General features: G+C 42.2%; 12 protein-coding genes. 7 read left to right on the forward strand and 5 right to left on the reverse strand.

The window, feature by feature from the left end; all coding sequences use genetic code 11:
• The first annotated feature begins 4 nt into the window (after positions 1 to 4).
• Positions 5 to 424, forward strand: coding sequence for a SufE family protein (locus SCB77_RS17650; protein WP_320183315.1), 420 nt, complete (start codon positions 5 to 7; stop codon positions 422 to 424).
• A gap of 81 nt (positions 425 to 505) precedes the next feature.
• Here SCB77_RS17650 and murI read toward each other — a convergent pair whose 3' ends face one another.
• Positions 506 to 1,321 carry a glutamate racemase gene (murI, locus tag SCB77_RS17655; protein ID WP_320183316.1) on the reverse strand — a complete coding sequence of 272 codons (816 nt, stop codon included), beginning with the start codon at positions 1,319 to 1,321 and terminating at the stop codon, positions 506 to 508.
• A 77-nt stretch (positions 1,322 to 1,398) separates the two neighbouring features.
• Positions 1,399 to 2,817, reverse strand: coding sequence for a glycoside hydrolase family 125 protein (locus tag SCB77_RS17660; RefSeq protein ID WP_320183317.1), 1,419 nt, complete (start codon positions 2,815 to 2,817; stop codon positions 1,399 to 1,401).
• 198 nt (positions 2,818 to 3,015) lie between these two features.
• Between SCB77_RS17660 and SCB77_RS17665 the strand changes: the two genes are divergently transcribed.
• On the forward strand, positions 3,016 to 4,644 hold the full coding sequence (locus tag SCB77_RS17665) for a gliding motility protein RemB (RefSeq protein ID WP_320183318.1): 1,629 nt from the start codon (positions 3,016 to 3,018) through the stop codon (positions 4,642 to 4,644).
• A gap of 33 nt (positions 4,645 to 4,677) precedes the next feature.
• Positions 4,678 to 5,094, forward strand: a complete 417-nt coding sequence (gene aroQ, locus SCB77_RS17670) for a type II 3-dehydroquinate dehydratase (RefSeq protein ID WP_320183319.1) — start codon at positions 4,678 to 4,680, stop codon at positions 5,092 to 5,094.
• Positions 5,095 to 5,945: 851 nt separating this feature from the next.
• Here the strand turns inward: aroQ and SCB77_RS17675 are convergent.
• The 3 genes from SCB77_RS17675 to lgt form a co-directional block, all read right to left on the reverse strand.
• Positions 5,946 to 6,266, reverse strand: coding sequence for a hypothetical protein (locus SCB77_RS17675; RefSeq protein ID WP_320183320.1), 321 nt, complete (start codon positions 6,264 to 6,266; stop codon positions 5,946 to 5,948).
• Between the two features lie 127 nt (positions 6,267 to 6,393).
• Positions 6,394 to 7,599, reverse strand: coding sequence for a multidrug effflux MFS transporter (locus tag SCB77_RS17680; protein WP_320183321.1), 1,206 nt, complete (start codon positions 7,597 to 7,599; stop codon positions 6,394 to 6,396).
• Between the two features lie 46 nt (positions 7,600 to 7,645).
• Complete coding sequence (gene lgt, locus SCB77_RS17685) at positions 7,646 to 8,470, reverse strand: prolipoprotein diacylglyceryl transferase (protein ID WP_320183322.1); 825 nt, start codon at positions 8,468 to 8,470, stop codon at positions 7,646 to 7,648.
• A 141-nt stretch (positions 8,471 to 8,611) separates the two neighbouring features.
• Here lgt and SCB77_RS17690 point away from each other — a divergent pair, with 141 nt between their 5' ends.
• The 4 genes from SCB77_RS17690 (at position 8,612) to SCB77_RS17705 (ending at position 12,236) form a co-directional block, all read left to right on the forward strand.
• Positions 8,612 to 9,730: a M42 family metallopeptidase gene (locus SCB77_RS17690; protein WP_320183323.1), complete on the forward strand. Its 1,119-nt coding sequence runs from the start codon at positions 8,612 to 8,614 to the stop codon at positions 9,728 to 9,730.
• Between the two features lie 54 nt (positions 9,731 to 9,784).
• Positions 9,785 to 10,126 carry a DUF3467 domain-containing protein gene (locus SCB77_RS17695; protein ID WP_320183324.1) on the forward strand — a complete coding sequence of 114 codons (342 nt, stop codon included), beginning with the start codon at positions 9,785 to 9,787 and terminating at the stop codon, positions 10,124 to 10,126.
• Positions 10,127 to 10,394: 268 nt separating this feature from the next.
• Positions 10,395 to 11,906: a bifunctional GNAT family N-acetyltransferase/carbon-nitrogen hydrolase family protein gene (locus tag SCB77_RS17700; protein WP_320183325.1), complete on the forward strand. Its 1,512-nt coding sequence runs from the start codon at positions 10,395 to 10,397 to the stop codon at positions 11,904 to 11,906.
• A 63-nt stretch (positions 11,907 to 11,969) separates the two neighbouring features.
• Positions 11,970 to 12,236: a DUF421 domain-containing protein gene (locus SCB77_RS17705; protein ID WP_320183326.1), complete on the forward strand. Its 267-nt coding sequence runs from the start codon at positions 11,970 to 11,972 to the stop codon at positions 12,234 to 12,236.
• Positions 12,237 to 12,238 lie beyond the last annotated feature (2 nt).

A 12,238-nucleotide genomic window follows, 5' to 3' on the forward strand; every position in this document is an offset into this window, starting at 1 on the left:
AAAAATGACGATTAACGAAATACAGGACGAACTCATCGAGGATTTCGCATTCTATCAAGATTGGATGGAAAAGTATGAATACATCATACAATTGGGAAAGGAAGTACCGTTAATAAACGATGAATACAAAACGGACGATTATATTATCAAAGGTTGTCAGTCGAAGGTATGGCTATTTGCGGAACTGCAAGAAGGTAGGATCAACTTTACGGCTGACAGTGATGCTATTATAACAAAAGGATTGGTGAGCTTAATGGTAAAGGTGTTGTCTGGGCATACGCCAGATGAAATTGCTAATGCCGACCTCTATTTTATTGACCAGATTGGGTTGACGGAACATCTCTCGCCGACCCGTGCCAATGGCTTATTGTCTATGGTCAAGCAAATGAAGCTTTACGCTATCGCATTAAAGGCGAAAGGATAGGTGCTCCGTGTGGATCGAAAAGAAAAACCCTTGATTGTTGTGAAAGCGATCAAGGGTTTTTTGTTTGGAGTGCAGCGAACTTTAGGATACGCGTATATGTGCGGCGTGGATTTCCTCGCCAAAGAATATTTTCGCTTTCTGCTCAAAATCAATTGGATCATCCGTGGTGTAGAAGGTCATTTTCCTATTTTGCGAGCAGTTCATGGCCACCTCCTGATGTCGCGTCAGGTAGTCTGATAGGCTTTCTGCTATAAGCTTTCCCTGTGGAAGGATGCGAATGTGATTTGGGACATGCTTTCTAATGATGGGCAACAGCAGTGGATAATGTGTACAGGCTAGGATGAGCGTGTCAATTGCTGCACTTTGTGCCAGCAGTTGGGCGATGTCTTTTTTTACCAAATAATCGGCTGCTGGCGTATCGATTTCATTGTTTTCCACCAAGGGTACCCACAAAGGGCAAGCATGCTGGAACACCTGTATGTTGGGGTGGAATTTATGGATCTCTATCTTGTAGGATTCGGATAATACGGTGCCCTGTGTAGCCAATACGCCGACCTGATTGCTCGAGGTAAATTGTTGGATAGACTCTGTTGTGGGACGAATAACTCCGAGTACTTTTTTTCCGGGGGGCAAATCATGTTGCTGTATGGTGCGCAGCGCTTTTGCGGATGCGGTATTGCAAGCTAAGATAACCAAGTTACATCCTAAGTCGAACATTTTAAAGACACATTCCTTAGTAAATTCGTAGACGGTTTCGAAGGAGCGTGTGCCATAGGGAACTCTTGCGTTGTCGCCGAGGTATATATAGTCGTATTGTGGGAGTTGGTCTTTGATTTCTCGAAAGACAGTAAGTCCCCCAAAACCGGAGTCGAAGATGCCTATAGGACCTTTTTGCATAGCGGGTAAATCGTAAAAAAAAGCGTCAGAAGGGGTTCCTTGCTGACGCTTTTGTTGTCATGCTCGAAAGTCTTCTTTTAGCTCAACAAAGATGGCTTTTCTTTGTAAGTCTTCCAAAGCAATTCGCCAAATAATGTATTAGTCCAAGCAAACCAGTGACGGGTGTATTTTTTAGGGTCGTCTTTATGAAAAGATTCGTGCATAAAGCCGGTATCACCATGTGTTTTACGTAATGTTTCGATACAGGTCCTGATTTCGTTGTCATCTGTAGACGTAAAAGCACGCATAATGATGGCCATAGGCCAAATCATGTCGCGGCCTATATGTGGGCCACCGATACCTTCTGCTGCTGTTCCTTTAAAGAAAAACGGATTTTTCTCGGATAGCACAAATTTACGTGTGCGCTGGTAAACCTCGTCATTGACATCTACAGCTCCCAAATAAGGTAGTGCAAGTAACGATGGTACGTTTGCATCGTCCATCATTAAATAGCTGCCATAGCCATCTACTTCAAAAGCATAAACACGGCCATGTTCCGGATGGTCGATGATGCCGTAACGGTTCACAGCCGTTTCTACTTCCTGAGCCAAAGCTTCCATTTTTCCGGCCAGCTCGCTATTGTTTTTTACCTTGCGGAGGATCTCTGCCGACTGGCGTAAGCTCGTAATGGCAAAAAGGTTGGACGGAATCAAGAACATGAAAATAGAACTGTCGTCAGAGGGACGGAACGCTGAACAGATCAATCCGACAGGATTTACAGGATAGCCTAAACCATCCACTTGCAAGGTGTCTGAACCCCGTGCGGTCGTTCTTTCAAATTTGTAGGGGCCGGGACTTCCTTTGCGTTGTTGCTCTACAAAGGTCTTGTAGATATTTTCTTGTGCTTTCACCCACTCGTCATCAAAGGGACTATTATCGTTCGTTTCTTTCCAGTAGTGGTAGGCCAAGCGGATGGGGTAGCAAAGGGAGTCAATTTCCCACTTGCGCTCGTGAATTCCAGGCTTCATGTCCGTATGATCCGAGAACCATTCGCCCTTTTTTGTAGGGTCGTTATAAAAAGCGTTGGCGTATGGATCGATGTTGATGCATTGTGCTTGTTTGTTGATCAAACCTAAGATCAGATCCTGTAATTTACGATCTTTCTTCATGAATTGAAGATAGGGCCATACCTGTGCGCTGCTGTCTCGTAACCACATCGCATCAATGTCTCCCGTAATCACATAAGTTAATTTTTTTGATGCTGTGGATTCGTCATATACGGTGGTGTCTAATGTGTTGGGAAAGCAATTGTTAAAAAGCCATCCTAATTCCTGATTTTTGACTTTCTTTTGGAATTCGGCGATGCTTGCTTCAATTACTTTGCTGGAAAAATGTCTTTTATCCGCGGCAACGCGCACAGTTGGAAAAGTATTATAGGGAGCTGCAAACGAAAATTGGCTTGCCATTGCGCCAGCTCCTAGGGCTCCCGCAGTTTTCAGAAAGGTTCTACGTTTCATGTTATAGCGATTCTTATTTTTGGTTATCGGCAACAATATAACAAATATATTTAGAAAGAAGAATACATAAACGTTTTAGCAGAGGGTCTTGCTGCGGCGTAATATCTTTCCTAATTCGTAAATATAGTTACTTTTGCCCTATAGAAATTTTAGGAATAATAATTGTTGTAGACAATCCGCAATTTACGCACGACTTATATGAATCAAATTTACGTTCTCATTCTTTCAATCGGTTTCGGTTTTATTTTTTTACAGCCGTTGAAAGGACAGGTGAAAAATCAGACTTATTCGTATCAACACTACCAAAAATATAACGAACTATTGTATACGCCCGAGACGAGGATGCATACTGCTTCCAAGCCATTGTTGTTTAAAGATGACTTACTGATAAAATTTGATTCCTTGCAGTCCCTGCATCCGACAAATGGAAATAATCTTTTGTTGCGTAAAATTTTTAATGAGCACTTGATTGAGGTCAATAGCGATGAAAACCATTTTTTTGTTGATTTTCTACCGGATTTCGTTATTGGCAAGGATCTTATTGCCGATGACAAACGAACTACTTGGCTGAGCAGTGCGGGTCTTCAGCTAGGCTGGCAACATAAAAAGAAGTTGACATTTTTTGCCAATGTGTTTGCCAATCGTGGCGTGTTTCAGAACTACCTGTCCGAGTATATGGATATCAACGAAGTTGTGCCAGGACAAGGAAATGTCAATAACCGAAGCGGTAACCAAAAAGATTGGATGTATGCAACAGCAAATTTAACCTACGATTTTAGTGACTATTTTCAGGCTAGCCTTGCCTATGACAAGAACCATATAGGTGATGGTTACCGTTCCCTGCTGCTCTCTGATTTCTCTTCGAATTATGCTAACTTGAAACTTACCGGAAAAATTGGTAACGTGCAATATACCTCTATTTGGGCATATATGAACGACCCCAGTAATCTACGCCGAGACGCGTTGGATGCCGGTAGTGAGTTTGGGGATGGCGCCAAATGGGGAGCTTTTCAATACTTGGACTATAATGCTACCAATCGACTTTCTGTAGGTTTCTTTCAAGCGGTAACTTGGTCGAATAGCAATGAGGCGGGCTACCGTGGATTTGACTTTAACTATATCAACCCCGTCATGTTTATCCGGCCAATAGAATCCAACAATAGTACTTCGCCCGACAAAATGTTTTTGGGCTTGAACGCGAAGTACAAGGTGCTGCATAATTTGACGGCCTACGGACAGTTTTTGCTCGGCGAATTTACCGCTAGGGAGTTTTTCGGTGGAAGAGGATATGCGCATAACAAATGGGGTACACAGATCGGTATCCGTGGTTTTGATGCTTTCCGGGTAAAGAACCTGAACTATTTGCTTGAATATAACATCGTGCGCCCATACACTTACCAACACTTTACCTCGATATCCAATTACAGCAATTATGGCGAGCCATTGGCCCATCCACGGGGCGCAAATTTCCGAGAGATTGTCGGGATAGCTAATTACAGCTGGAATCGATTTGACTTTTCACTACAGGGCGTATACAGTTTGTACGGCACCGACCCAGCGAGTGGTTTGAATTTGGGAGGCGATATTTTTCAATCCTATCGTACTATTCCCAACATGTATGGTAACTCGATTGGGCAGGGTGTTCGCAATGACCTGTATTTCGTGGATGCTAAGGCTGCATATGTGCTGAATCCGAAATACAACCTTCGATTTGAGGTCGGCTATACGCAACGGTACAATTACGTGGAAGATGCAGCAACGCGGAAATCGGGCGTCATCAGCATTGGCTTGCGCTCTTCGTTCCGTAATTTCTATGGGGATATTTAAGATATTGCTATCTTTAGCGTTTAGTCCTATTACATGAAAAAAATCATCATCATAAATGGTCCAAATCTCAATTTATTAGGGATCCGCGAAACTAGCGTCTACGGCAGTCAAGATTTCCTTTCCTATTTTGAGGAACTTAAGAACGATTTTACAACGGTGGAATTGGAATACTATCAAAGTAATCACGAAGGGGATATCATTGATAAGCTACACCAGATTGGTTTTTCTTACGATGGCGTGGTCTTGAATGCGGGTGCTTACACACATACCTCTGTAGCCATTGGCGATGCCATAGCTGCGATCAATACGCCCGTTATCGAGGTACATATTTCCAATGTGCATAAACGTGAAGCCTTTAGACATCACTCTTATCTCGCAAAAAACTGTGTAGGTGTGATCTGCGGATTTGGACTGATGAGTTATAAGCTTGCCATCCAAAGTTTCGTTTAGAGGTTTAGGGGATCATACCAAATTCTTGGGGGCGATAAAGGGTTCTTGACCAGCAGTAGTGGATCCTTTAGTGATCTTGCAGCTGTTTGCCACCCTGCTGGCCAAGAAAGAGATACTCGGCATACGTCGCAGATATATACGATCGTATAAATGCGCCTATTTATTGGTTAAAGATGATAGCTTTCTCTCTTGAGCTGCCTACGATTGCGCGCAAATACCTAACAAATAAACTGTAACAGCTATCTGTTCTATTAAACATGCTAGGACTTCGAACAAAACACCTAGAACTTCTTTTCTAAAGTCTAGCTGTTTCTTCGCAAATGCTAGCTTAATTTTGCTAAACGCTGGCATTTAGGTCGTAACACCTAGCATGTCTTCCAGAAAGTATAGCACTTCTTTTGGACATGCTAGCATTATTTTCAGAACACCTAGCACTTTTATTAAAACATCTAGAACTTTTGTTAAAACATCTAGCACTTCTATCAAAACATCTAGAACTTTTGTTAAAACACCTAGCACTTTTGTCAAAACAGCTAGCACTTTTTACAAAAATGCTAGCATTTCTGTAAAAAGTGCTAGAGTTTTTTCAAACGAACCGAAAAGGCATTTATCGGCCTTTAAACCTATTTAAATGCATGTTTTAAGCTAAAAAGTAGGAAAAATGAGCCAAGCATATTTTTTGAGGTTTGCAGAATTTTGGCTCGATTATCCTAGTTTTACTAGCCGTAATCTTGTAGCTTTGCACGCAAAAATACTCCAAAGAGTGCTTTATAAACATACGGACGAATATAGTTTGTTCAACAAAATAATCGTTCATTCCTCATACCAAAACAGAACTTCTAGATTACGTCTTATACGGGTGATATCTCTCTTTGCTTTTTCTGTGTAATACAGGTAATAGTTAAAAAAACTTTCATTACAAAAAGAGCGTCCAAGTATCCATATTTACCTTTGTAGTAAATATTTGAGTCAAGCGCTATTGTAAATGTAATGGCCGTATCGGCGTTAAACTTTGTCTTAGCATCCTCATCAGAATAATAACGAATAAAATCTTTCCAATGAGGTTCAATCTGTTTTCCGTATGCTCCCAAAATCGAATGTTTTGGGTTTGCTAAATGCGGCGGCAACCTATATTCTTGAAGATGCGGAAAAAGTCGATTTATATGATCCATTTCTTCCTTGGACCAAATATTCGATTATTTTTCTTCAGCTCTACAACTTTTTGAACATGATTCCAACTTTTGATCATGATCCCCAAAGATTCTACTTGATCCGTTTAGGGGAAATTTTCTTCCCCTTTTAGTAACCTTTTGTGTCGATCGACCTGCCGCTTGTAAAATGGATCAGTAATGATAAGATTGCCGCCGTACTCATCACCATAACCATGGGGTAGGGTGTTCCATTATGCAGTATACTAACCATTCCAGAAGTAAGGGCGCCGATGCCCATTTGCACGCAACCTAGTAATGCAGATGCACTTCCCGCCAGCGATTTGAAGGGTGATAAGGCCATGGCTGATGTATTGGGGAATATAAAGCCATGTCCCAACAGGTAACAAAAAATTAACCCTAGCAAAACGGTGAAGCTAAGCGTATCGCTTACCACACAGATAACCATCAACAACGCTACTGAAGATTGCCATATATTGGCGATTTTACTGATTTGTGTGCTCGTCCATCTTTTCAGCAGGGCGCGATTGATCTGGGTGGCAACAATCATCGCTGACGCCACAAAGGCAAAGGCAAGACCATATTGTGTTTGCGACAGACCAAAATGCTGTTGCATAACAAAGGATGATCCGGCAAGGTAAGCATAAAGCCCCGAGGAAGCAATGGAGCCTACTAGACAGTAAATCAGGAATGTTTTGTTGCTGAAAACCTCCCAGAAATTGCCGATAATTGCCTTCGGCCGTAGCGAGAAGTCTTTTCTTCCTGGGTAGGATTCTGGAAGGTAAAAGTAGGTCGCGACGAAGATGATTACTCCTATAAACAAGAGCGAGACGAATATATAGTGCCAATCCAGATGATTCAATAAAAAGGCGCCGGCACTCGGTGCTAAAATGGGCGATATGGCGATGACGAGCATCAGCAGACTGAAGACCCTCGCAGCTTCACGCGGCTCATAGTAGTCCTGTATCATGGCGCGAGCGGCTACCATTCCAGCACAACTTCCCAATGCCTGTAGGAATCGAAAAGCAATCAAATGTTCTACATTACGTGTTAGGATGCACAGTATCGTTGCTAAAATATAGATCAACAAACCGATAAGCAAGGGCTTTTTGCGTCCATATTTATCCAAGAGGGGGCCATAAATCAACTGACCTAACGCTATACCAATAAAAAAACTTGTCAACGATAACTGGACCTGATCTACAGAGGTGTTAAAGTCTTTAGCAATGGTTTGAAATGCAGGTAGATACATGTCGATGGAGAATGGTCCCACGGCCGATAGTAAACCTAAGATCAATAGGATGATTGTTCTGTTGGAAGTAGTCTTTTGTTGCATAAACTAAAAAAAAGAGCCCATCTTGCGGAGATGGGCTTGAAAGCTGTTATTTTTTACTGTCTTTTGGTTTTCGAAAGATCAAGTAGAGGCCTACCAACATAAAAGGTATGCTCAAAAGCTGTCCCATATTGAATTTCATACTGTTCTCAAAGGCTTCTTGGTTTTCTTTAAAGAATTCTAGAAAGAAGCGTGCGCCGAATAGCAGGACAAGGAAAATCCCAAAGAAATAGCCCGCTTTTGGTTTTGCATTTTTGCGGTACATAGACCACATAATGAAGAAAATGATGACATAGGCAATGGCTTCGTATAATTGACCGGGATGTCGCGGAACCATGTCGTGCTTCTCAAATACTACAGCCCAAGGTAAAGAGCTGGGCAGACCTATAATTTCGGAATTGAAAAAATTGCCCAAGCGAACAAATGCACCTGCCAAGGGGACAACGAGCACTAAACGATCAGCAATCCAAATGAAATCCGTTTTTGTTTTCCTTGAAAATAGAAATAATCCGGTCAATATACCCAAGGCGCCACCGTGGCTGGCTAGCCCTTGGAAGCCGGTCAACTCAAAGTTCCCGTTGTTCATCCGGAAGGGGAGGATCATCTCTAAAGGATGCTGCACATAGTAGTCAAATTCATAGAAAAGGCAGTGTCCCAAGCGTGCACCGATCAGGGTGCCTAAAAAGATGTAGATGCTGAGCTGATCTAGCAACTCTTGTGTTTTACCTTCTTTTTTGAAAACTTGCAGCATCAGCACATAAGATACTACAAAGGCTGCAAGAAAACATAACGCATAGTATCGTAAGCCAAAAGAGCCTATCTCAAAAATCACCGGATCGATATTCCAGTGGATAACATTTAATATTGCGTGCATAGTTACGAATTGTGTGGTAAATATAAGGTTATCCTTGATAAAATCCATAGTGCATCGAATTTCTTACCAAATGGTGGAGGAAATTTCTAAATTTGAAAACAGGGCAGATTTTTATATTTTGCCGAAAACTAAAACGAAATTATGGCAGAAAAAAAAGGAAAAGAAGAACGAAAACATACGGCAGTGGTGACAGCGAAATCATTGGATTTCTTTGAGAAGTATATCAACAACCCGTCGCCTACGGGATTTGAATGGGAGGGGCAGCGTTTGTGGCTGGATTACCTGAAGCCTTTTGTAGACGATGTCTATATTGATAACTATGGCACCGCAATGGGGATTATTAATCCTGAAGCGCCCTATAAAGTGGTGATTGAAGCACATGCTGACGAGATTTCTTGGTTTGTGAATTATATTACTAAGGATGGGCTAATCTATGTTATCCGTAATGGAGGGTCTGATCATCAAATTGCGCCTTCAAAGCGTGTCAATATACACACGGATAAAGGCTTGGTGAAAGCAGTTTTTGGTTGGCCAGCAATACATACGCGCTCTGGAGAGAAGGAAGAAACACCAAATCTGAAGAATATATTCTTGGATTGTGGCGCCACTTCGAAGGAAGAAGTGGAGGCAATGGGTATTCATGTGGGCTGCGTAGTGACTTATGAAGATGAGTTTATGGTACTCAACGATCGTTATTATGTTGGGCGTGCCTTGGACAACAGAGCGGGAGGCTTTATGATTGCGGAGGTGGCTCGTTTGCTTAAGGAGAATAAGAAGAAATTGCCATTTGGACTTTATATCGTCAATTCCGTGCAAGAGGAAATTGGCCTGCGGGGCGCGGAAATGATTGCCGACTACATCAAGCCCAATGTAGCCATTGTCACCGATGTAACCCACGACACACAGACACCAATGATCAATAAGATTACACAGGGCGACTTGGCTTGCGGACAAGGTCCAGTATTGTCATATGCGCCTGCTGTGCAGATCAACCTCAATCGTCTGCTCATTGATGTTGCTACGGAAAATGAAATTCCGTTTCAACGGCAAGCATCTTCCCGTTGGACGGGTACAGACACGGATGCCTTTGCTTACTCGAACGGAGGCGTCCCCTCGGCGCTGATATCATTGCCTTTACGTTACATGCATACAACGGTAGAGATGATTCACAAAGAGGATGTGGACAATGTTATCAGACTGATTTATAAAGCGGTTTTGCGGATTGAGGATGGGCAGGATTTCAGAAGTTTTACAATCTAACCGTCTTCAAGACTTTTTAATTTGGTACCTTTAAGGATAAAATAGATTATAGCAATGGACGTTAATTTTATGGATTTGAAAAACAACAATAAAGAAGAGGCTGAAAACAACGAGCTGAGCATAGAGCTTAGTGAGGAAATTGCAGAGGGTATATATAGCAATTTGGCAATCATTACACATTCTAATTCAGAATTTGTGCTTGATTTTATCCGGATCATGCCCGGTATTCCAAAAGCAAAGGTGAAATCTCGAATTGTGTTGACGCCAGAGCATGCTAAGCGTTTGCTGGGGGCCCTGCAGGATAACGTGAACAGGTTTGAAGCAAGCAACGGTACCATTAATACCAATGATCCGGCACTGCCATTAAATTTCGGCGGACCGAAAGGCGAAGCCTAAGATTTCAAATTCTAGGAACAGCATCAGCCATCTGAAACTATTGCTTTTTCAGGCAGTATGTTGACAATGGGCTAAGCCGTCGGGTTACGAAAGGAGAGCAAGATATTGTTCTCCTTTTGTATTTATTAACCATTAGCAAAATAGGCGGCGGTTCTGTAATTCTTTACCGTGTAGGTGTTTGCTTCTATTTGATCTTGCTTTTATTGTATATCGATATTTCTCAAAACTAAATGTTCTATTTGGTTGTTGTAAAGACAAAACGAAATTTATGGATATACAAGTGCGAAACCTTACGGAGAAGGATTATAAGGATTTGAAACGGTCGATGACAAAGGCTTATGGTGGAGATTCTGGTGAGGTATGGACTCGTGAGAATATTGAAGACCTTATAGGCCTATTTCCTGAAGGGCAGATATGTGTAGAAGTGAATGGTAGGGTGGTAGCTTGCGCACTTTCGTTAATCATCGATTCGAAGAAAACCAATATTTATAAGAAGTACTACGAAATCATCGACGACGGTAAGTTTACTAAGCACGACTATGACGGTGATACGCTCTATGGTATCGAAGTGTTTGTACACCCCGATCATCGCTCTTTGCGATTGGGCAGAAGGCTCTATGATGCTCGGAAAGAGCTGTGCGAACAAATGAACCTCAAGAGTATCGTCGCTGGGGGGCGTATACCCAACTATCATAACTATTCCGACAAGATGACGCCTAGAACGTACATCGAAAAAGTGAAGCGAAAAGAGATTTACGATCCAACGTTAACCTTTCAGCTATCGAACGATTTTCATGTCAGCAAGATTCTTAAAAACTATTTGCCAGAAGATAAGGAGTCCAACGAGTTTGCCACGCTGTTGGTTTGGGATAATATTTATTATGAACCGGATGCGAAGTCTAACTCGGCCACCAAACAAACCATTCGTTTGGGACTGGTACAATGGCAAATGCGGCTGTTCAAAGATATCGAGGAGTTTTACGATCAGGTGGAATTTTTTGTGGATACGGTGAGTGATTATGGTACCGACTTCATCATGTTTCCCGAGTTTTTTAACACCCCATTGATGAGTCCGTACAACGATCTTCCCGAAAGGGCAGCGATGGAAAAGTTGGCGGAGCTGTCGGAGGAGATCATCGATAAAATGCAACAGCTTGCGGTTTCTTATAATGTCAATATCATAGCCGGATCCATGCCGGTAATGGAATACAAAAAGCTGTACAATGCATCTTATCTCTGTCACCGGAATGGAAAAATCGATGTGCACAAGAAGATTCATATCACACCCAACGAGATGAAATATTACGGCATGGTAGGTGGTAATGATATTCAGGTCTTTGACACCGATTGCGGTAAAGTGGGGTTGTTGATCTGCTATGACGTTGAATTTCCAGAGGTAAGCCGTCTTATGGCCGATCAGGGTATGCAAATGCTATTCGTACCATTCATGACCGACACGCAAAATGGTTATATGCGTGTGCGCAGTTGTGCGCAAGCTCGAGCCATAGAAAATGAATGTTATGTGGCGATTGCGGGATGTGTAGGGAATCTACCTCGGGTAAACAACATGGATATTCAATATTCGCAGTCGGCGGTATTCACGCCTTCGGATTTTGCTTTTCCGAATAATGGGATCAAAGCAGAGGCAACCCCTAATACAGAAATGGTGCTGATTGCCGATGTCGATCTCTATGCTCTCCGGGACTTGCATGAGTATGGTACAGTGAAGATCTTAAAAGATCGGCGCAAGGATCTTTATGAAGTGAATATGTTGAAGTAGAACGTCCTTAATATGCTTGGTATACTCGATATTGTATTTCGATCGTTAGCCGTTTATTTATTTATGATCATCGCTATCCGATTGACTGGAAAGAAAGAGCTCTCCCAGTTGAACACCAGTGATGTAGTCTTGATCCTGTTGATCAGCAACGCCGTTCAGAATGCGATGGTCGGGCCGGATACGTCCTTGCTGGGAGGGCTTATCGCTGCTTCCGTGCTTTTTTTGCTCAACTTTTTATTAAAAACTTTTTTATTTAAAAATGCAAAATGGCGCGGTATTTTGAATCAAAAGCCCGAAATATTAATTCACCACGGAAAAGCTAGATTTTGATA

The organism is Sphingobacterium bambusae (assembly GCF_033955345.1).
GTDB lineage: Bacteria > Bacteroidota > Bacteroidia > Sphingobacteriales > Sphingobacteriaceae > Sphingobacterium > Sphingobacterium bambusae.

What these genes read in the sequence shown, in the direction of transcription:
- SCB77_RS17650 (WP_320183315.1), top strand. Translation starts at nt 5, where the DNA reads ATGACGATTAACGAAATACAGGACGAACTCATCGAGGATTTCGCATTC.
- murI (WP_320183316.1), bottom strand. Translation starts at nt 1,321, where the DNA reads ATGCAAAAAGGTCCTATAGGCATCTTCGACTCCGGTTTTGGGGGACTT.
- SCB77_RS17660 (WP_320183317.1), bottom strand. Translation starts at nt 2,817, where the DNA reads ATGAAACGTAGAACCTTTCTGAAAACTGCGGGAGCCCTAGGAGCTGGC.
- SCB77_RS17665 (WP_320183318.1), top strand. Translation starts at nt 3,016, where the DNA reads ATGAATCAAATTTACGTTCTCATTCTTTCAATCGGTTTCGGTTTTATT.
- aroQ (WP_320183319.1), top strand. Translation starts at nt 4,678, where the DNA reads ATGAAAAAAATCATCATCATAAATGGTCCAAATCTCAATTTATTAGGG.
- SCB77_RS17675 (WP_320183320.1), bottom strand. Translation starts at nt 6,266, where the DNA reads ATGGATCATATAAATCGACTTTTTCCGCATCTTCAAGAATATAGGTTG.
- SCB77_RS17680 (WP_320183321.1), bottom strand. Translation starts at nt 7,599, where the DNA reads ATGCAACAAAAGACTACTTCCAACAGAACAATCATCCTATTGATCTTA.
- lgt (WP_320183322.1), bottom strand. Translation starts at nt 8,470, where the DNA reads ATGCACGCAATATTAAATGTTATCCACTGGAATATCGATCCGGTGATT.
- SCB77_RS17690 (WP_320183323.1), top strand. Translation starts at nt 8,612, where the DNA reads ATGGCAGAAAAAAAAGGAAAAGAAGAACGAAAACATACGGCAGTGGTG.
- SCB77_RS17695 (WP_320183324.1), top strand. Translation starts at nt 9,785, where the DNA reads ATGGACGTTAATTTTATGGATTTGAAAAACAACAATAAAGAAGAGGCT.
- SCB77_RS17700 (WP_320183325.1), top strand. Translation starts at nt 10,395, where the DNA reads ATGGATATACAAGTGCGAAACCTTACGGAGAAGGATTATAAGGATTTG.
- SCB77_RS17705 (WP_320183326.1), top strand. Translation starts at nt 11,970, where the DNA reads ATGATCATCGCTATCCGATTGACTGGAAAGAAAGAGCTCTCCCAGTTG.